Below are 14614 nucleotides of genomic sequence, written 5' to 3' on the forward strand. Positions count from 1 at the left end.
CGTCTACGAACAGCGCGCGGAAATCATGGACGCGGAAGCCGTTGACGACGTGGTCGTGGATATGCGCCGCGACGCGATCAACGCGCTTGTCGCGGAGGCCTGCCCACCCGGATCCTATCCGGAGCAATGGGATGTTGAAGGCCTCAAGGAACGGCTCGAGGAGCGGCTCGGACTGACCCCTCCTCTGAACGATTGGTTGGAAGAGGATCGGATCGAACCCGAGATCATCGAAGAACGAATCTGCGCCGATGCCGATGCCATGATGGACGCCAAGCTCGCCGAGGTGGATCATCAAAGGTGGCGGGCCTTCGAAAAGACCATGCTGTTGCGCACGCTCGACCACCATTGGAAAGAACACCTCGCAACGCTCGATGCCCTGCGTCAGGTCGTTTGGCTGCGCGCGCATGCGCAAAAACAACCTATCAACGAATACAAGCAGGAGGCGTTCGGTCTGTTCGAGCGGATGCTGGACACCTTGCGTGAAGATGTGACCGGCCAGCTCCTGAAACTTGAAATCGCGCCGCAAGCGCAGCCGATGCCAGTACCGGAAGAAATCCTCGCGGGGCTACCGGATTTTCTCACCGGACACATCGATCCCTTGACGGGGCTTGAGAATTCCAACGACGCCGATGGTTCCAGGGAGAGAGCGGCGCTGTTTGGCTCTCTGGCCGGCAGCCCCCGCGCGGCGGCTGGACCGGGCGGCGCATCGGACAATCCATGGGCTGGCCAGGAAATCAGTCGAAATGCGCCGTGTCCTTGCGGGTCCGGCAACAAGTACAAGCATTGCCATGGAGCGCTCGCGGCCTAGCGGCGCCTGAAGTGCGCTCATGATCTGGCTCGCCGCCGCCTTTTTTGCCACGGCTTTGCTCTACGCGAGCGTGGGTTACGGTGGCGGGTCGACTTACAATGCGCTGCTGGCGCTCGCTGGCGTCGATTATCGCCTGCTGCCGACCCTTGCCTTGGCCTGCAACATCGTCGTCGTTTCCGGATCCGTTGTCAGGTTCGCAAGGGCGGGTCTGTTGCCGTGGCGGGGTGCCGTCCTGCTTACCGGGATAGCCGCTCCTGCAGCGCTGCTCGGTGGATTGACCCCGTTGGACGAGCGTACGTTCATGACCCTTCTCGGGGTGGCGCTTATCCTGACCGCGCTTACGATGGCGTTGCCATCAAGCCGGGAGGATGGTGAAGCGGGTCGGCTCGGCAGGTGGGTTCCCCTGGCCGCTGCGCCGATAGGCTATCTCGCCGGGTTGGTCGGCATCGGAGGAGGAATCTTTCTCGCGCCGCTGCTTCACATCGTACGCTGGAAGCCGGCGCGCGAAATCGCCGCCACGGCCAGCATCTTCATTCTGGTTAATTCGATCTTCGGCTTGGCCGGACAGCTTATGAAGGGTGGAACGGACCGCCTGGGCAGCGCAATCACCCTGGGTTTACCGCTGCTCGTAGCCGTCGCGATCGGAGGCCAGATCGGAAGTCTGCTGGCCAGCCGGTTTCTTCATCCGGCATGGATCCGCGCGCTTACAGCCGCCCTGACCCTGTGGGTCGGCGTGCGGCTTTTGCTCGGCTAGGAAAATTAGTGGCTCCCCGAGTTGGACAGTCGTGCCACGGTAAAACTCCCTGTTTCGTACGATTTTGGCGTTGTTGGGTTGGGGTAGGTGCCCCCGGGAATGCCCCCGGAAGCCTGCATTGACGGCTTGTCAGGAGGCGGCGATTTCTCGGCTCGCCTTCCAGTTTTCGATGTCCGAAGCGCGCCAAGCGACCGCCTGCAGGGCGATTCGCCGCGGGCGGGGGAAGTCGCCCCGGTTCATGAGTCGGTAGATCGTGGCCCTGCTCAGGCCGGTCTCGGTCTCGACCTCGGGGCGGCGAAGAAAGCGATCAGACATCAGGCGATCTCCCATTCCACTACGTCGAAGGGGTGACCGGTGAGCGACCAATTCGTCGTCTCGGCCGCCCAGCCCAGTTTGCTGTCGGTGTTGACGGGCTTGTCGCCCTGGATCGTCCCGTCGCGCAGGCGGACCTTCACGCGCTTGCCGATCGCTTCGGGAGGGCAATGTCCGGGGTTGGGGTTCATGCTGCCCGACCCCGCTTCCATTGCTCGAAATCCCGAGCATGATCGGCGCAGAGATCCTTCTCGGGCGCCGGCGAAGTCGTGCAGCTCGCGCACAACGGGCGATCGCAGGTGCCGCTCCGTCGCGCCGGCACTTTCCAATCGCAGAGCAGCGTGGCGCGGTTGCCGCAGGGGCAGCGTTTCTGGCTGCCCGACGAGCATACGATCATCGCGCCGCCGCCGGGGAGGGGGACGGTTTCGCAGATCATGCCGGGACGAAGGGCGCGAAGTGGGCGCAGCCGAGATCGCCGCGCGTCGCGCAGCGGGGGCAGGGTTCGCGGCTGGGTGCCGGCGAGCGCTGAACCAGTGCCAACGTTGTGCGCCCTTGCACCGAGAACGCATGATTGACCGGGAGGGGAGCCACCGCGCGGCTGACGCTTGCTTCACGCAGCGCTTCCCGCCGGCGCGCCGCGACGATGCCATAGGAGGCCATCGCTTTGGCGAGGGCGGCGCTGCTCTGCGCCATGGCGCGCTCGTTGCTCCGGAACTCGAATGCCTCGACAGGCGAGCTGGCCGACCGCGCGGAATATTCCGGGTGCTTGAGTTCGCCGGTCATTGCGCCATCTCCGGCTCGGACAAGATGTCCTCGTTGTAGCCGTTGAACTCCGGCTCGCCGCCGAACTGAAGCAGCGGGTGGAGCCAATCATCCTGGTCGGCGAGGATCTGCGCGGTGCGGACCGAAAGCGGCTTGTCCTTTGCATTGGCGAGGCCGCGGCGTTCGCCTTCGTCGACGAAGGGCTGGGCCATCCCGACGCGGGCCAGCTTGCCGAAGAGACCGGTGAAGGCGGCGGTCGGCTGCAACAGGTCGCGCAACTTGGCGGGCTCTGCGCCGAGCGCCTGTGCGAGTACGTCGTGGGCGGGCACGGCGAAGCCGGCGCCGTTGAGGCTGCGGACCAGCGCAAGCCCGGCCAGCACCGCCTCGGCCGTGCGCTTGATCTTCGGTTCGGCCGAGAGGTAGCAGCGCAGGCCCGACGCGGGATCTTCGAGCCTGAAGGCCGGATGATCGCGCAGGGTGCCCAGCACCTGCTCCCAAATTTCCCAACCCATCTGGCCGTCGCGCTGGCTTTCCATCAGTGCGGCCGGTTCGCGCTCGCCGATCGTCCAGCCTTCCTGTTCGATGCCGCGCGCGCCGGTTTTCGTGGCGTTTTCGCGGGTGAACTCCTGCCGCAGGGCCGACCAGGTGAGATAATCCACCGGAACATCGCGCTCGGTCGTCGTCAGCAACAGGGCGCGCAGCAGATCGCGGCGCAGGGCGCGCAGGATCTCCACGCCCGACTGGGTCAGGCCGTGTTCGTCGCGCAGCACCTTATGGGCTTCCTGACGGTCGGCGTGGTGGTGGCGATCGAGAGCTTCGCCAGCACCGACCGCCTGAGCGGGTTCCTTTTTGGGGCGCGATGAATTGGGCTTCTCGAAGGCGGCCTTTGCCTTCCGGCTCGCCCAATAGAGCTCTGCGGTCCAGTCACCGCTCTGTTCGATCGTGATGACTCCGACGAAATCGTCCGGATCGGCGCCGCGCGGGATACGGGCGGTCTCCCAGTCGCTTTTGCTAGGACTGATCACCAGATCGTGGTCGGCGATACCAATGCGCTTAGGCGGCTCTGCCTGGAAGCGCAGATCCCGTTCGCCCCAGGCATTGCGCGCCATGCCGCGGCAGACGTCCATCTTTTCGGCCACCAGCCTGCGGAGCAGATCCTCGTCGACGACGCGGCCGCGCATGCTGTCGGGTCCGTCGGCGAACAGATCGAGCTCGAACACGCCGCCGTTGCCGCGATAGATCGCCTCGCCCACGAAATGGAGCATGCGGGCCAGTTCGCGATCGCCGACCTTGAGGAACTCGCGGATCGCCGGAGGGGTTCGGTGGCTTTTGTGAAGCGGGCGGAAATGGGCCCATGCCTCCGCCTGCAGATCCTTGTCGGCCGTCGCGGCGAAGGCCATCGCCTGATCGGCGGAGATCTCGCCCGCGATGTAAGCGGCGAAGATCTCTGGCGCGAGTTCGCCGAGGCGAAGCTGCCGCTGCACCCAGTTCGGGCGCTGGCCCGTCTGGCGCGCGATATCCTCGACCGACAAGCCTTCGGCATGGGCGGCGGCGATCGCGCGATGGACCTCGTAATCGCGGAGGGTGCGGCGGAGCAGGTTCTCGCTGAGCGACAGGAGGATGATCGCGCCAGCGGGCAAATCCCGGACGGAGGCACGGATCGGAAAATCCGGGGGCAGTTCGCCCGCCTCGATCGCGCGCGTGATCGCCCGGAAGCGGCGGCCGCCTGCCAAGACACCGTAGGTCGCCGATCCTGCCCAGTCAGCTCCTGGCGGGACCGGGTGGAGCGTAAGTGCCTGGATGAGGCCTTCGGCCACGATCGAGGCTTGCAAGGCTTCGACGGCCGCGCAGTCCTCTTCATTGAAGCGGACATTGAGCGGACTGATCGCGAGCTCGTCGAGGGTAAAACTGCGTTCGGGCGGGTTGGCGAGATCGGCGGCGGAGGGGGCGAGGGTAAGGGCCATCAAATCAACTCCGGCTGGCGGTGAACGGACCGGGCGCGCTGAAGGCGGTCCGGGTGGTGGGCGACGTGGGGTAGGGGACTCATCGGGAGGCGCAGTTGGAGGGAGTCGAGCCGCATGCGCTCGGACCACTCGGCCAGTTCGCGCTCCGTCTCCGCTTCGTGGGCTTTAAGCGCGGCGCGGTACCGGAGCTCGGTGCAGTCGAAACAGGTGCAGACCGGGGCTTGGGGATCGTGCCAGCGCGCCATCAGCCGCGGCTCCAGCGATCGAAGCATGTATCGCAGAGGTCCTTGCCCGGCTCGATGGGAGCGGCGCAATTGAAGCAGCGGCGGGGATCGGCGCGGCGCAATACGAAGATGCCCAGCGCCAGGCCGGCCAAAGCGAGGGCACCGATCACGATGTCGCCGGCACCCATCACCCCAGCCCCAGCGCGGCTTTGTAGGTATGTCCCGGCTTCGCCGGTTCAGCTACGCTTCCGAGGATGGTCGAGAGGCCGCTCATGGGGTGATCCCCAAGGCGGCTTTGTAGGTTTCCAGAATCGCCACCATTTCCGCGCGATCGTCGGGCTTCATTTTTCGGAGCCGCACGATTTCGCGCATCATCTTGGTGTCGTAGCCGACCGCCTTTCCTTCGGCGTAGACGTCGCGGATATCGTCGGCGGTGCCCTTCTTTTCTTCCTCGAGGCGTTCGATGCGCTCGATGAGCAGGCGGAGGCGATCGTCGGTTGCGTCAGCCATGGGCCAGCTCCGCTATGGTGCCTTCATGAAGAAGGTGACCGTTCACTTTCGACGCGGACTTGATCGCCTCCGCCAACGCCTCTGACTGGCCGAGCAGAAGGGATATACCCAAGCCGATTGCCGTGTTGGCAACCCCGGCACTGGATGAGCGATCGAGCGTCGAGAGAAAGGTTCGCATCGCGGACTCCGCGGCGTGGCAGCCCAAGTCGACGATCTCGTCGGCGGCTCCGCTGGGAAGGGTAACGCCGGACAGTCCTGCCGTGCGCTCGATCGCGCGTTTCAAATCGGCGCGCGGGAAAGCCGGCAAAGCATCGTAAAGTGTGATGAGATCCATCACGCGGTCTCCCCGGCGGAAGTGGGAAGGGAAGTTTCAGCGGCGGTTCGTGTTTCGGAATCGGCCCTCAAGATACTGATGCCGATTATGATCAGCCCGACACCGAGCAGTATCAGGCCGATGGCGAGGCGCAGGGTGGCTTCGTCAGGCATTAGGCGGGCTCCTTCGCGGGATTTGTGGGGGTGGGGATGATTGTGATGGTGCCGGGGGCGGGGGCGTGGGCGCAGGCGCTGCACAGAGGCTCTTTGCCGTCGATCTCGGGGCCGGAGGTCCAAGCGCAGGGCAGAATGAAAAAGCTGCCGTCGCTCGTGCCGATCGTGGAGCGGCAGGGGTCGTTCCAGCTGCAGGCGCAGCGGGTGCAGATCCGCGGCTGCGGCAGATGGGGGAGGGTTTGGGGGTCCGCGAGCGCCAGATCGACCAGCTGACCGTAGATCGTGCGATCGAAAGGAAAGACGTGCTGTAGAAGTGCCGTCTGCGGTGGGGAGAGCGTGGTGCGATCATCCTCGGCCGCGACGAGTTCGAAGAGGATCTGGCCGGTCTGGTACGGGCGGATGCCGAAGCTCATCAACGCGACCTGGCGCGCAACCTCGCCGATGCGAATGCCGGCGGCCTCTCGGCGTTTCCTGAGATAAGTGCCTGGCGGCATCGGTGCGCTCCTGAAAAACGGCAAAGGGAGAGCGCCGCCGGAAGTAGGTCCGACTGCGCTCAATCGATGGAGGGTGGGCGACGCGCTTCGGTTGGGGGGAAAGCGCGCCGCCCGGGACGATCGCCGGAGGGTCTGCCGCCAGAACGGCAGGGGAAATTCCCCGACGAAACCGGATTTAGGGCGGCGCTCGCGTTGAGGGCTGACCCCAGGCCGAGGGATCGGAAGATACCTGCTCCAGGATCGCGAAGATCGGCTTGTACTCTTCGAAGGCTTCGCCGAGCTCGCGCAGGGCCGTAGCGACCTCGGCGGCGGTGGCGCCGGGCTGGCATGCCCGAACGAGCGCGGCATGCGCTTCGCCGCCTTCCTTGATCAGGCGCTCGGTCCGTTCGAGCAGCTGGTGCTTGCTCGAAAACCGCGCCGCGGCGGCGACGTCGAGTTTGGCGCCATAAGCCTCGTACAGGGGGGCTCCGACGCCGCCGGCCTCCTGGTAGGCGAGATCGAGCGCGATCGCATCGTCGACCGGGATCTTCTCGCGCCGATCGGGATCGCCCCAGGCGCGCGCCATGCTGACGCTGCGATCGGTGATTGCGGCGATACTTTCGTACCCTTCCTCGAGCTGACCGGCGATGCGGGCAAGCGCCTGGTCTATGGAGAGGGGAGGGCGAAGCTTGGTCATTGTCCGGGCTGCCCGCTCTCGCCGGCTTGGCGCCGCGCCATCGCCGCGCGGCTGTCGCGGGCCCGGGCCGCGTTCCCGTGAGGCTGGATGAGCGCTGCAAAGCCGCCCGACGTGCGTAGCAGACAGGACTGGCGCGCTTCTGCAGCATCGGCGGCGATGATGAGCGCAATCATGCCCGAACGCCTTCAAGGGCGGAACTGGACCCGTCCGCCGGACGGGAGGGGGCAGTGGCGGACGGGGGCGCGGGCGGCTCCTCGCGCGGGTAGAGATCGGGGCGAAGATCATGGCGGGAAACGCCGGTGGCTTCCTCGACGCGGAGAACGTGCTCGGCGGGGAGTGGCTTCTTCTTGTTTAGCCATTTCCACACGGTTGGCTGCTTCACGCCGCAGAGTCGTGCGAGGGCCCCTTGCGACCCGGCAACGGAAACGGACTGTTTCAGAGCAGCTTGCGGCGACATGGCGATCCAATACCGTAAAGTATGAGTCGCAATACCGATTCGTTTATGGGAGGTCAATACCCCACGGTATTACCCTCACGGGATGATAAATGCTGCTCGGGTCATAGCGCGAATGGAGGCGCTCGATCTCTCACAGGGAGAGCTGGCCCGACGTGTCGGCGTCGCTCAGCCATCAATTTGGAAGATCACGAACGGCGAGACGCACAACCCGCGATACCTGCCAAAGCTCGCTCGTGAACTCAGAACGACCCCCGAGTATCTGACCGGTGAAACGGATAATCCGGAAGCCGACTACAACGGCGATGCGCTGAGCGGCGACGACCGCCAGCTTCTCGATGTTGCGCGCAAGCTCACCCGGCAGGATCGCAGCGTCATCGTCTATCTGGCCAATCGGCTCGCGGAATGCGGTGCCTCGGACACCGTGCATGACAAGCAACACACATACAGGGCGGCGGGGTAAGTTCGTCGCTCAACGAGGGGGTATTTAAAGCAATGGAACTCGAAGCCAGCATGGCGGATCTGGCCGCCAAGCTCCGTGAGCATCGTCAAATTCTGGAGACCGAGGAAGCGGCAAAGACCACGCTCGTTCTGCCATTCCTCCGAGCTTTGGGTTACGACATCTTCAATCCTGCCGAGGTGAAGGCCGAATTCACGTGCGATGTCGGCACCAAAAAGGGTGAGAAGGTTGACTACGCGCTCTGCGTAGGCGGGGAGGTGCAGGTTCTCGTCGAGTGCAAACCCGTCGCGTCCGAACTGTCGCTGAAGCATGCGAGCCAGCTTTATCGCTACTTCGCAGCCACGAATGCCCGGATTTCCCTGCTCACGAATGGCGTGATCTATCAATTCTACACCGATTCCGATCGGGCAAATATGATGGACGATCAGCCCTTCTTCGTTTTCAATCTCGAGCAGTATCGTAAGGCAGACCTCAAGCACCTGTCAGCATTTGCGCGGCAGGAATTCGATGTCGACGCGATCGTTCGTCAGGCCGGGAATTTGAAGCTGCAGTCGCAGGTGACAGCAACCCTACGCCAAGAATTCGCTGCACCTACCGATGACTTTGTGAGGTTGATTAGTTCGCGCCTCCACGAGGGTCGCCTGACGGAACAGGTCAAAGAGCGGTTTCAATCGGCGATCGTGCAGAGCATTTCATCGATTATTCGTGACGGTGTAAATGAGCGTCTAGAGAGTGCGATCCGCGGTGAGGAGATCGAGGATACCACTGCCACCGAGCCGGAGGACGATCAGGGTGGCGTGGTTACGACGCAGGTGGAAATCGACGGCTTCAATATCATCCGGGCAATCGGGTCCCGTCTTGTGTCGCCCGACAGGATCGTGGTGAGGGATGCCAAATCCTACTGCGCGGTCTTGCTGGACGATAACAATCGGAAGGCGATCGCACGGATGCACTTTAACAGCCCAACTTCCAGATACCTCGGGGTAATGTCAGGAAAGAACGAGGAGGCTCGGCACGTCGTGGGAGGACCGATCGACATATACAGGCATGCTGACGCGCTTGAGGCGCGGATAAGGGAGCTGATCGAAAAATGACCCCGACGTCATTTGCGATGCCGAGGAAGAAGTCGAGTGGGCGGTGGTGTTGAGCAACGGCCTGAAGAAGATGGCGGCGTGAGCGAGATTGCCAGGAGGCTGGCGCTCGACGCGCTGGAAGAGGTCCGTCGCTGGCGCGGCGAACGGTTTCTGGTCGTCAATTTCGGCGCCGTGGCCGAGGGCATTACCGGACGGGTCATAGAGACGCGGGCCGATGCCGCCAGCACCGAGGCCTTTCTCGATCTGCTGCGCACGATGGCGATCCAGATGTTCGGAGACATGCCCGATCTGCAGCAAAGCGAACAAGGCGCGCGGCTTACCCGGGAGATCGTTCAGGCGATCGAGGAGGCCGGGATTGGCCCGCAGCGCTGGTGGCTGGAATGGGAGATCGCGTCCAAGGTCGAACAGTTGCTCGCAAGTCGGCCCACCGGCCAGACGCGGCCGGAGTGGGAGGGCGGGATTACACAATCGATCATCACGGACGAATTGATCAAAGCGCAGGGCGATGACTGACCCAACGCCCGAGGACGCTGGCGCGAGAAGGTTCCCCCGGGGGAAACGACACAGGGCTTTGCCATAAAGCAGGGAGGGGGCAATGAAGCACAAGCTGGAAGTACTGGCCGAATCAGCCGAGGCGGTGGCCCGGGTGGCATCGAAGCTGATAGAAACGGGTTCGAAGGATCATTCCGCGTTGCACGAGGCGCTGCTCACCTATCGGGCCGCCATCGTCGCCTATTCGGCCGATCCGGCGGTGAGCGATTATGTCCGCAAGGATGCGCTCCAGTACACCGGCGAAACGCGCGTCGCGATCGAGCGCATCGCCGACCTGATCGATCAGCTCAATGACCGGTGAGGGTGCCTTCCGGGCCGAGGAAGAGGTCGAGTGGGCGGTGGTGTTGAGCAACGGCCTGAAGAAGATGACGGTGTAATGCCAGCTTTCGACGTCCCTGAAGACCTCACTGCGCTTACAAGCCGCACGGCGCTGATCCGCCTGACACGCATGATCGTGACCCAGTCGTACATCAACGAGGCGATCGTGGCGCAGCTGGATCTGATCGCTAATGGCGGTAAGCCCTCTATCGAAGCCATCGGCGATCTGGCGGACAGCTGCGCCAAACTGCTCGCCTTGAACGATCAGGTACTCGACGATCTTGAGAAGGTCATGAAGTGAGCGTCGACGATTCGTTCATGTCTAGACGCAGCCAGGAAATGCGCACAGAGGAGCTGGAGCGGAAGTTCGACCAGTTCGAGCAGAGAACCGGCGGCGGCAATGGAGGCGGCGGGATGGATCAGCGCATCGGACGGCTCGAAGGGCAGGTGGACCGGATCGGGGATAAGCTGGATCGGTTGAATGACCGGGTCAGGGACCAAGGTGAAACGCTTGCTGCATTAAGCCGGGATGTCCACCATTTGCCATCCAAAGGCTTCATCGTCACTAGTACAGCGCTGACCATTTCCCTTCTGACTGGGATTTTGCTCTTCGGTGACAGACTGCTTGCATTGGTCGGCACCTAATCAGCGACGGCATTCCCATTCGCTATCAGCGGCCTTACAAGGCGGCGTGACGCGCATTTTAGCGCCCGGCCGATAACCGGGAAGACATTGCGGACGTAAGCTGGGGGCGCGTCACACTTTCGTCCGGGGGTACGACCGGGGGTTTCCGCCGACGCGAGGCCGCAGAAATGCCCATACCCCGGCAGACGATACGGCCGCCGCGTTCGCTCGCTTCCCTTGCGCCCGATTTCACCCTATGTTCTCCTCTGACGGGAGGCGGGGGATGCCATGGGTTCCACGCCACAAGCGAATGATGCCGAATGGGTGAAGCTGACGCCGGAAATGGCGAGCTTTCGCCTTCTCGCGCTCGCCTTCATCCGGGACTATGTCGGACGCACTGGTCAAAGCCCCAGCTATGGGGAGATCGCCGCCGCGCTCGACAGCAACCGCAACCGGGTGCGCAAGGCGGTGAAGAGCCTTGCCGAGGAAGGTCTGATCATCCGCACGCCCGGGCACAGGGGCCTTGCCCTGCCATCGATGCGCGAGGAGGCCGTGCGGCAGCTGCGCGCGCTGGGCTGGTCGGTGGACGAGGATGCTGAGCAAGCCATTCCGCCCGTTACAAATCCGCCTCTGCTACCTCCGGCTGCGCTGACCTATCCTTCCCGTCGATCGAGCGAGAAGGACGAAACGGATGGCGACGCCCCATAAGGAAGACTGGTACAGCAGAGCCCATCCGGAACGCGCGGCATCGGAACGATCGCTGCGCCGCGAGCGGCGCGATCGCGACAAGGCGCACCGGAACCGCAACAAGCAGTTCGATCGGGGGACACCCGAGACCGCGCAGAAGGCTGGACGGGTTCGCCAGGGCGCCCTGGCGCGCCTTTACCAGGCCGGGCATTTATCGGCCGACCAGCTCGCATCGAGCCAGGAGATCCGCCAGATCGCCGAGATGCTGACGCGCGACGTGCATATCGGCACGACCAGCGTCGAGACGCGGGTGGATAATGGCGGGCGGGGAAGCGGGGCGTTCTTCGAGAAGCTGGGCACGGTGCGCGCCGAGATCGCCTATACGCGCTGGCGTGCCGAGCTGAGCCATCCGGGCCCGGTGCTGGCCATGATCGTCCAGGACGAGGCCTGCCGCAACGTGGCGCGGCGATCGGGCATGCGGGATGCGACCGCGCGCAAGCTGCTGAGCGAGGCGCTGGACGCGTGGCCAGGGATCATGGGGCTGACCTGCAAGACCGTGGGTCCGGCGGATCTTCTGGCGATGCAGGCGGGGCTGTACTGAGGAAAATTCTGCCCGTTACAAATTGGCCCCTGCCGATCGGGCGCCGAATTGGCCAAAAACGACCCCGCGATAGATCCGTCTTCACCGGATGACCCCCCGAGATGGCCCGCTTCCTCACCTGAGGAGGCGGGCCTTTCGTTTTCAGGGAGAGGCCCCATGCGTGGCGCGTAATTCGACACAGGTTCGGCCCAGCCTCGAGCAGCAGCTCGACGCGCAGGTCGATGCGCTGGATGGCCTATTGGCCGAGGTACGGCTCGGCGTCCGCAACCAGCGCCACTTCGACGAGCTCGAGGAGAGCGCCGTCGCGATCGGCACCGGCCTGCGCGATGCCTTCAGGACCGCGCCCCGGCCATGAAGCCCGAACCGATCGACCTCGATGCGCTGAAGCGCGAGGCCGAAGGAACCGGTGACTGCGTCGTGCAGCGTGCTTGGCTGGCGCGGGTACATGAGGAATTGAGCGCGCTGCGCGCCATCCAGGAGCGGCTGGGATCATGCTTCGGCTTGCCGCCCGGACAGACATTGTGAGCGCCGTTCTTTCGATCTTGGGTGCTTCGGCCTGTGCCGAAGCGCGGCAGGGCCTGCGTGCTGGCGAGCAGTTGCGCGCGCAGCTGAAGGCGCTGGCTCACGGTACCGGCGTAGTTCTCACGCATGCCGAGAAATACTGGGCCACCCTGACCTTCAAGGGCGCGCGCCATGTGCTGAAACTACGATTCGAAGGGCGTGCCGAAATTGAGTGCGGGGAGGCAATGCTCGCCGCGCTGGATCCGCAAGCCTTGATCATTCCCGGCCAGCTGGTGGCCTCGATCGCCGTCGTCGCAATGGACCAGGTCAACGGCGATGCGCCGCGCCTCGACGTGACGATCGAGGCCTTACTCGCAGAGGACCACTGATGACGACGCCCATTCGCCAGCCTCGATCGGTCGAAGCGGCGACCGCGCTCTGCGAGCGCTATGCCGAGCTCGACGGGCAGATCGCGGCGATTGAGGAACGCCGGCAAGCGGACCTCGCGGCGGTCAACGCCGACGCCGATCGCGCCGCCAACGATCTGATCGCCCAGCGGGATGCCATCGCGCCCAAGCTGGCGCCCTGGTGGGCCGGTGCGGCCGAGACGCTGACCAAGGGCAAGCGGAAGTCGATCGAGCTGGGCGGGTGCGAGATCGGAACCGTGAAAGCCAAGGATGGCCTGGCCATCGATGGCAAGGATGATGCGATCATCGGCAAGCTGCAGAAGCTGCGCTGGGCCAAGCCCTTCCTCCGCCCGAAGGTATCGTTGGACCGGGCCGCGCTGCTCAAGGCGACCGAGGGCAAGCGGAAGGATGAGCTTGCGGAGCTGGGCGTGACGCGGTCGGTCGGCGTGCCTTCGTTCTTCGTGAAGCGCACCGGGCAGGGCGGCACGCGGGGCGGGCAGTGAAGCTGTCCCGGCTTAGCGAAGTCTCGGCGATGCAGATGCGCATGCGCCGTATCGAGGACGCTCTGGCGGCGACCGAGCTGGGCTACATCGCTGTCAGTCTGGGCGGCAAAGGTCAGGACGACGGGCTGACCGCCGTGCTGAGGGCACCCATCCTCACCGAACTGAAGGCTCGCAAGGCCGCTGTGGTTCGCGAGCTGCACGAGCTCGGTGTCGAGGTAGACTAGGAGACATCGATGTACCGTCACGTTCATGCCGCGCTGGCAATGGCCAGCGTGGGGCTCTTGGCCGTCGCCGCAGCCGCGCCTGTCAGCACGATGCAGATGGCCGAGCTGCAGCAGCTGCGGTTCAACTCGCATCTGCCTGTTGGCCAAGGCAATGGCAGCCGTCGATCGAAGGGCGCGCAGGCGCATCCCAAGCGCCGGCGCAACCTTTCCCGCCACAGCCAGCGTGTAAGGCGCAGGCATCGCAAAGCCGCCTGATGCCATCGCGCCCGCCTGTCTTCCGTCCATCGGGATCGAAGGATCGGAAGGCGTGGGCGCCGATGGATGGCCTCAAGGATCGGCGCAAGCGTGGACGGGCCGGCCAGCGTGATCGAGCACAGGTGCTGGCCGAAGAGCCGTTCTGCAGGGCTTGCCTCGCCGAGGGCAAGCACGTCCAGGCGGTGCGGGTCGACCATATCAAACCGCTGTCGGCCGGCGGGAGCGACGAGCGGTCGAACAAGCAGGCGCTGTGCCTGCGGCACCACGACGAGAAGTCCGCCGCCGAGCGGGCGGCCGACCACCGTTCACCTTCAGCCGACCGAGGCTGAACGGGGAGGGGGAGGGTCGATCTCTCGGCCGCCCCGGCGCCGGACACCGACCCCCAGACAAATTTTTGCGTGGGCGATTTCAAAGGGTAAAAAGTTGCGGGTGAGGGGCAATGCCTCGAGGCGGCTCTAGGCCCGGCTCGGGCAGGAAGCGGAAGGAGCCGGAGCTGAAAGCGCTGGCGGGAAATCTCCGCCACGATCGGACGCAGGCGGCCACGACTACTTCGCCCGGCTCGATGATCTGCCCCGTTCACCTGGGCGATCTCGAGCAGTTGATGTTCGGATCGATCGCAAAGCTTCTGGAGGAACAGGGAAGAGCAAGCCCCCACTGGGTGGAACACGTCGCGTTGACCGCAATGCGGTTAGCGCAGATCCAGCTCTACAAGGCCACGCTCGAGGTCGAGGGCCACACCTACGAAACGGAATCGCTAAAGAAAGTCGGCGAGCGTGAGATCGTGACGCGCATGGTTCGGGCGCGGCCGGAGGTCTCAATGCTCAACGAGGCGATGCGTCATGCGCAGTCGTTGCTCGGCGAGCTAATGCTTAATCCGACCGCAGCGATGCGCCTGGTCGACGGGCACAAGCGAGAGCCAGGCGCCTTCGACGATTTCTGAGGAG

At 64.4% G+C, this 14614-nt stretch carries 31 protein-coding genes; 18 read left to right on the forward strand and 13 right to left on the reverse strand.

Annotated features, from left to right (window positions below):
- Together ACFDTG_RS09915 and ACFDTG_RS09920 are read left to right on the forward strand one after the other, a co-directional pair.
- Positions 1-808, forward strand: an 808-nt coding sequence (locus tag ACFDTG_RS09915) for an SEC-C metal-binding domain-containing protein (protein WP_375290875.1), incomplete at its 5' end; no start/stop codon positions are given.
- Between the two features lie 19 nt (positions 809-827).
- Complete coding sequence (locus ACFDTG_RS09920) at positions 828-1562, forward strand: sulfite exporter TauE/SafE family protein (RefSeq protein WP_375290876.1); 735 nt, start codon at positions 828-830, stop codon at positions 1560-1562.
- A gap of 129 nt (positions 1563-1691) precedes the next feature.
- Here the strand turns inward: ACFDTG_RS09920 and ACFDTG_RS09925 are convergent, their stop codons facing one another.
- The 13 genes from ACFDTG_RS09925 to ACFDTG_RS09985 all read right to left on the reverse strand — a co-directional run bounded on the left by ACFDTG_RS09925 (position 1692) and on the right by ACFDTG_RS09985 (position 7447).
- Entirely contained in the window at positions 1692-1877 is a 186-nt protein-coding gene (locus tag ACFDTG_RS09925; RefSeq protein WP_375290877.1) for a helix-turn-helix transcriptional regulator, read from the reverse strand.
- A complete protein-coding gene (locus ACFDTG_RS09930) occupies positions 1877-2086 on the reverse strand; it encodes a hypothetical protein (RefSeq protein WP_375290878.1) in 210 nt (69 codons plus the stop codon). Before ACFDTG_RS09930 ends, ACFDTG_RS09925 begins: the two co-directional genes overlap by 1 nt.
- 220 nt (positions 2087-2306) lie before the next feature.
- The gene (locus ACFDTG_RS09935) at positions 2307-2657 is read right to left on the reverse strand and encodes a hypothetical protein (RefSeq protein WP_375290879.1); all 351 of its coding nucleotides are present in this window, start codon (positions 2655-2657) and stop codon (positions 2307-2309) included.
- Positions 2654-4600: a ParB/RepB/Spo0J family partition protein gene (locus tag ACFDTG_RS09940; RefSeq protein WP_375290880.1), complete on the reverse strand. Its 1947-nt coding sequence runs from the start codon at positions 4598-4600 to the stop codon at positions 2654-2656. The genes ACFDTG_RS09935 and ACFDTG_RS09940 overlap by 4 nt, the downstream gene beginning before the upstream one ends.
- Positions 4600-4872 carry a hypothetical protein gene (locus ACFDTG_RS09945; RefSeq protein ID WP_375290881.1) on the reverse strand — a complete coding sequence of 91 codons (273 nt, stop codon included), beginning with the start codon at positions 4870-4872 and terminating at the stop codon, positions 4600-4602. The genes ACFDTG_RS09940 and ACFDTG_RS09945 overlap by 1 nt, the downstream gene beginning before the upstream one ends.
- Complete coding sequence (locus tag ACFDTG_RS09950) at positions 4845-5012, reverse strand: hypothetical protein (RefSeq protein ID WP_375290882.1); 168 nt, start codon at positions 5010-5012, stop codon at positions 4845-4847. Before ACFDTG_RS09950 ends, ACFDTG_RS09945 begins: the two co-directional genes overlap by 28 nt.
- Positions 5013-5094: 82 nt before the next feature.
- Entirely contained in the window at positions 5095-5334 is a 240-nt protein-coding gene (locus ACFDTG_RS09955) for a DUF2312 domain-containing protein (protein WP_375290883.1), read from the reverse strand.
- Positions 5327-5668, reverse strand: coding sequence for a hypothetical protein (locus ACFDTG_RS09960; RefSeq protein ID WP_375290884.1), 342 nt, complete (start codon positions 5666-5668; stop codon positions 5327-5329). Before ACFDTG_RS09960 ends, ACFDTG_RS09955 begins: the two co-directional genes overlap by 8 nt.
- Entirely contained in the window at positions 5668-5820 is a 153-nt protein-coding gene (locus ACFDTG_RS09965; RefSeq protein WP_375290885.1) for a hypothetical protein, read from the reverse strand. Before ACFDTG_RS09965 ends, ACFDTG_RS09960 begins: the two co-directional genes overlap by 1 nt.
- Positions 5820-6314: a hypothetical protein gene (locus ACFDTG_RS09970; RefSeq protein ID WP_375290886.1), complete on the reverse strand. Its 495-nt coding sequence runs from the start codon at positions 6312-6314 to the stop codon at positions 5820-5822. Before ACFDTG_RS09970 ends, ACFDTG_RS09965 begins: the two co-directional genes overlap by 1 nt.
- 175 nt (positions 6315-6489) lie before the next feature.
- The gene (locus tag ACFDTG_RS09975; protein WP_375290887.1) at positions 6490-6990 is read right to left on the reverse strand and encodes a hypothetical protein; all 501 of its coding nucleotides are present in this window, start codon (positions 6988-6990) and stop codon (positions 6490-6492) included.
- Positions 6987-7163 (reverse strand): hypothetical protein, encoded by a 177-nt coding sequence (locus ACFDTG_RS09980; protein WP_375290888.1) that lies wholly within the window; start codon positions 7161-7163, stop codon positions 6987-6989. Before ACFDTG_RS09980 ends, ACFDTG_RS09975 begins: the two co-directional genes overlap by 4 nt.
- Positions 7160-7447 carry a transcriptional regulator gene (locus tag ACFDTG_RS09985; RefSeq protein ID WP_375290889.1) on the reverse strand — a complete coding sequence of 96 codons (288 nt, stop codon included), beginning with the start codon at positions 7445-7447 and terminating at the stop codon, positions 7160-7162. Before ACFDTG_RS09985 ends, ACFDTG_RS09980 begins: the two co-directional genes overlap by 4 nt.
- A 112-nt stretch (positions 7448-7559) precedes the next feature.
- On the opposite strand from ACFDTG_RS09985, the gene ACFDTG_RS09990 reads away from it, so the two are divergent.
- The 16 genes from ACFDTG_RS09990 to ACFDTG_RS10065 all read left to right on the forward strand — a co-directional run bounded on the left by ACFDTG_RS09990 (position 7560) and on the right by ACFDTG_RS10065 (position 14610).
- Positions 7560-7907 carry a helix-turn-helix domain-containing protein gene (locus ACFDTG_RS09990; RefSeq protein WP_375290890.1) on the forward strand — a complete coding sequence of 116 codons (348 nt, stop codon included), beginning with the start codon at positions 7560-7562 and terminating at the stop codon, positions 7905-7907.
- A 32-nt stretch (positions 7908-7939) separates the two neighbouring features.
- The gene (locus tag ACFDTG_RS09995) at positions 7940-8998 is read left to right on the forward strand and encodes a type I restriction endonuclease (RefSeq protein WP_375290891.1); all 1059 of its coding nucleotides are present in this window, start codon (positions 7940-7942) and stop codon (positions 8996-8998) included.
- Between the two features lie 36 nt (positions 8999-9034).
- Positions 9035-9511, forward strand: a complete 477-nt coding sequence (locus tag ACFDTG_RS10000) for a hypothetical protein (RefSeq protein WP_375290892.1) — start codon at positions 9035-9037, stop codon at positions 9509-9511.
- 82 nt (positions 9512-9593) lie between these two features.
- A complete protein-coding gene (locus ACFDTG_RS10005) occupies positions 9594-9851 on the forward strand; it encodes a hypothetical protein (RefSeq protein ID WP_375290893.1) in 258 nt (85 codons plus the stop codon).
- Positions 9852-9926: 75 nt separating this feature from the next.
- Complete coding sequence (locus tag ACFDTG_RS10010) at positions 9927-10169, forward strand: hypothetical protein (RefSeq protein ID WP_375290894.1); 243 nt, start codon at positions 9927-9929, stop codon at positions 10167-10169.
- The gene (locus ACFDTG_RS10015) at positions 10166-10513 is read left to right on the forward strand and encodes a hypothetical protein (RefSeq protein WP_375290895.1); all 348 of its coding nucleotides are present in this window, start codon (positions 10166-10168) and stop codon (positions 10511-10513) included. The genes ACFDTG_RS10010 and ACFDTG_RS10015 overlap by 4 nt, the downstream gene beginning before the upstream one ends.
- A gap of 267 nt (positions 10514-10780) precedes the next feature.
- A complete protein-coding gene (locus ACFDTG_RS10020) occupies positions 10781-11200 on the forward strand; it encodes a LexA family protein (protein WP_375290896.1) in 420 nt (139 codons plus the stop codon).
- Positions 11184-11780, forward strand: coding sequence for a hypothetical protein (locus tag ACFDTG_RS10025; protein ID WP_375290897.1), 597 nt, complete (start codon positions 11184-11186; stop codon positions 11778-11780). Before ACFDTG_RS10020 ends, ACFDTG_RS10025 begins: the two co-directional genes overlap by 17 nt.
- Positions 11781-11940: 160 nt before the next feature.
- Positions 11941-12135 carry a hypothetical protein gene (locus tag ACFDTG_RS10030; RefSeq protein ID WP_375290898.1) on the forward strand — a complete coding sequence of 65 codons (195 nt, stop codon included), beginning with the start codon at positions 11941-11943 and terminating at the stop codon, positions 12133-12135.
- Entirely contained in the window at positions 12132-12305 is a 174-nt protein-coding gene (locus ACFDTG_RS10035) for a hypothetical protein (protein ID WP_375290899.1), read from the forward strand. Before ACFDTG_RS10030 ends, ACFDTG_RS10035 begins: the two co-directional genes overlap by 4 nt.
- The gene (locus ACFDTG_RS10040; RefSeq protein WP_375290900.1) at positions 12272-12670 is read left to right on the forward strand and encodes a hypothetical protein; all 399 of its coding nucleotides are present in this window, start codon (positions 12272-12274) and stop codon (positions 12668-12670) included. The genes ACFDTG_RS10035 and ACFDTG_RS10040 overlap by 34 nt, the downstream gene beginning before the upstream one ends.
- Positions 12670-13191, forward strand: coding sequence for a host-nuclease inhibitor Gam family protein (locus ACFDTG_RS10045; protein ID WP_375290901.1), 522 nt, complete (start codon positions 12670-12672; stop codon positions 13189-13191). Before ACFDTG_RS10040 ends, ACFDTG_RS10045 begins: the two co-directional genes overlap by 1 nt.
- Positions 13188-13415 (forward strand): hypothetical protein, encoded by a 228-nt coding sequence (locus tag ACFDTG_RS10050; RefSeq protein WP_375290902.1) that lies wholly within the window; start codon positions 13188-13190, stop codon positions 13413-13415. Before ACFDTG_RS10045 ends, ACFDTG_RS10050 begins: the two co-directional genes overlap by 4 nt.
- Before the next feature lie 9 nt (positions 13416-13424).
- Positions 13425-13670: a hypothetical protein gene (locus ACFDTG_RS10055; RefSeq protein ID WP_375290903.1), complete on the forward strand. Its 246-nt coding sequence runs from the start codon at positions 13425-13427 to the stop codon at positions 13668-13670.
- Positions 13671-13732: 62 nt separating this feature from the next.
- The gene (locus ACFDTG_RS10060; RefSeq protein ID WP_375290904.1) at positions 13733-13999 is read left to right on the forward strand and encodes an HNH endonuclease; all 267 of its coding nucleotides are present in this window, start codon (positions 13733-13735) and stop codon (positions 13997-13999) included.
- A 110-nt stretch (positions 14000-14109) separates the two neighbouring features.
- A complete protein-coding gene (locus tag ACFDTG_RS10065; RefSeq protein WP_375290905.1) occupies positions 14110-14610 on the forward strand; it encodes a P27 family phage terminase small subunit in 501 nt (166 codons plus the stop codon).
- The last annotated feature ends 4 nt before the right edge of the window (positions 14611-14614 follow it).

This window comes from Qipengyuania sp., assembly GCF_042095715.1.
Taxonomy (GTDB): Bacteria; Pseudomonadota; Alphaproteobacteria; order Sphingomonadales; family Sphingomonadaceae; genus Qipengyuania.

What these genes read in the sequence shown, in the direction of transcription:
- ACFDTG_RS09975 (WP_375290887.1), bottom strand. Translation starts at nt 6,990, where the DNA reads ATGACCAAGCTTCGCCCTCCCCTCTCCATAGACCAGGCGCTTGCCCGC.
- ACFDTG_RS09945 (WP_375290881.1), bottom strand. Translation starts at nt 4,872, where the DNA reads ATGCTTCGATCGCTGGAGCCGCGGCTGATGGCGCGCTGGCACGATCCC.
- ACFDTG_RS09985 (WP_375290889.1), bottom strand. Translation starts at nt 7,447, where the DNA reads ATGTCGCCGCAAGCTGCTCTGAAACAGTCCGTTTCCGTTGCCGGGTCG.
- ACFDTG_RS09970 (WP_375290886.1), bottom strand. Translation starts at nt 6,314, where the DNA reads ATGCCGCCAGGCACTTATCTCAGGAAACGCCGAGAGGCCGCCGGCATT.
- ACFDTG_RS10040 (WP_375290900.1), top strand. Translation starts at nt 12,272, where the DNA reads ATGCTTCGGCTTGCCGCCCGGACAGACATTGTGAGCGCCGTTCTTTCG.
- ACFDTG_RS10065 (WP_375290905.1), top strand. Translation starts at nt 14,110, where the DNA reads ATGCCTCGAGGCGGCTCTAGGCCCGGCTCGGGCAGGAAGCGGAAGGAG.
- ACFDTG_RS09940 (WP_375290880.1), bottom strand. Translation starts at nt 4,600, where the DNA reads ATGGCCCTTACCCTCGCCCCCTCCGCCGCCGATCTCGCCAACCCGCCC.
- ACFDTG_RS10005 (WP_375290893.1), top strand. Translation starts at nt 9,594, where the DNA reads ATGAAGCACAAGCTGGAAGTACTGGCCGAATCAGCCGAGGCGGTGGCC.
- ACFDTG_RS09980 (WP_375290888.1), bottom strand. Translation starts at nt 7,163, where the DNA reads ATGATTGCGCTCATCATCGCCGCCGATGCTGCAGAAGCGCGCCAGTCC.
- ACFDTG_RS10025 (WP_375290897.1), top strand. Translation starts at nt 11,184, where the DNA reads ATGGCGACGCCCCATAAGGAAGACTGGTACAGCAGAGCCCATCCGGAA.
- ACFDTG_RS09950 (WP_375290882.1), bottom strand. Translation starts at nt 5,012, where the DNA reads ATGGGTGCCGGCGACATCGTGATCGGTGCCCTCGCTTTGGCCGGCCTG.
- ACFDTG_RS09920 (WP_375290876.1), top strand. Translation starts at nt 828, where the DNA reads ATGATCTGGCTCGCCGCCGCCTTTTTTGCCACGGCTTTGCTCTACGCG.
- ACFDTG_RS09965 (WP_375290885.1), bottom strand. Translation starts at nt 5,820, where the DNA reads ATGCCTGACGAAGCCACCCTGCGCCTCGCCATCGGCCTGATACTGCTC.
- ACFDTG_RS09990 (WP_375290890.1), top strand. Translation starts at nt 7,560, where the DNA reads ATGGAGGCGCTCGATCTCTCACAGGGAGAGCTGGCCCGACGTGTCGGC.
- ACFDTG_RS09930 (WP_375290878.1), bottom strand. Translation starts at nt 2,086, where the DNA reads ATGGAAGCGGGGTCGGGCAGCATGAACCCCAACCCCGGACATTGCCCT.
- ACFDTG_RS10010 (WP_375290894.1), top strand. Translation starts at nt 9,927, where the DNA reads ATGCCAGCTTTCGACGTCCCTGAAGACCTCACTGCGCTTACAAGCCGC.
- ACFDTG_RS10060 (WP_375290904.1), top strand. Translation starts at nt 13,733, where the DNA reads ATGGATGGCCTCAAGGATCGGCGCAAGCGTGGACGGGCCGGCCAGCGT.
- ACFDTG_RS10045 (WP_375290901.1), top strand. Translation starts at nt 12,670, where the DNA reads ATGACGACGCCCATTCGCCAGCCTCGATCGGTCGAAGCGGCGACCGCG.
- ACFDTG_RS09935 (WP_375290879.1), bottom strand. Translation starts at nt 2,657, where the DNA reads ATGACCGGCGAACTCAAGCACCCGGAATATTCCGCGCGGTCGGCCAGC.
- ACFDTG_RS10035 (WP_375290899.1), top strand. Translation starts at nt 12,132, where the DNA reads ATGAAGCCCGAACCGATCGACCTCGATGCGCTGAAGCGCGAGGCCGAA.
- ACFDTG_RS09955 (WP_375290883.1), bottom strand. Translation starts at nt 5,334, where the DNA reads ATGGCTGACGCAACCGACGATCGCCTCCGCCTGCTCATCGAGCGCATC.
- ACFDTG_RS10055 (WP_375290903.1), top strand. Translation starts at nt 13,425, where the DNA reads ATGTACCGTCACGTTCATGCCGCGCTGGCAATGGCCAGCGTGGGGCTC.
- ACFDTG_RS10020 (WP_375290896.1), top strand. Translation starts at nt 10,781, where the DNA reads ATGGGTTCCACGCCACAAGCGAATGATGCCGAATGGGTGAAGCTGACG.
- ACFDTG_RS09925 (WP_375290877.1), bottom strand. Translation starts at nt 1,877, where the DNA reads ATGTCTGATCGCTTTCTTCGCCGCCCCGAGGTCGAGACCGAGACCGGC.
- ACFDTG_RS09995 (WP_375290891.1), top strand. Translation starts at nt 7,940, where the DNA reads ATGGAACTCGAAGCCAGCATGGCGGATCTGGCCGCCAAGCTCCGTGAG.
- ACFDTG_RS09960 (WP_375290884.1), bottom strand. Translation starts at nt 5,668, where the DNA reads ATGGATCTCATCACACTTTACGATGCTTTGCCGGCTTTCCCGCGCGCC.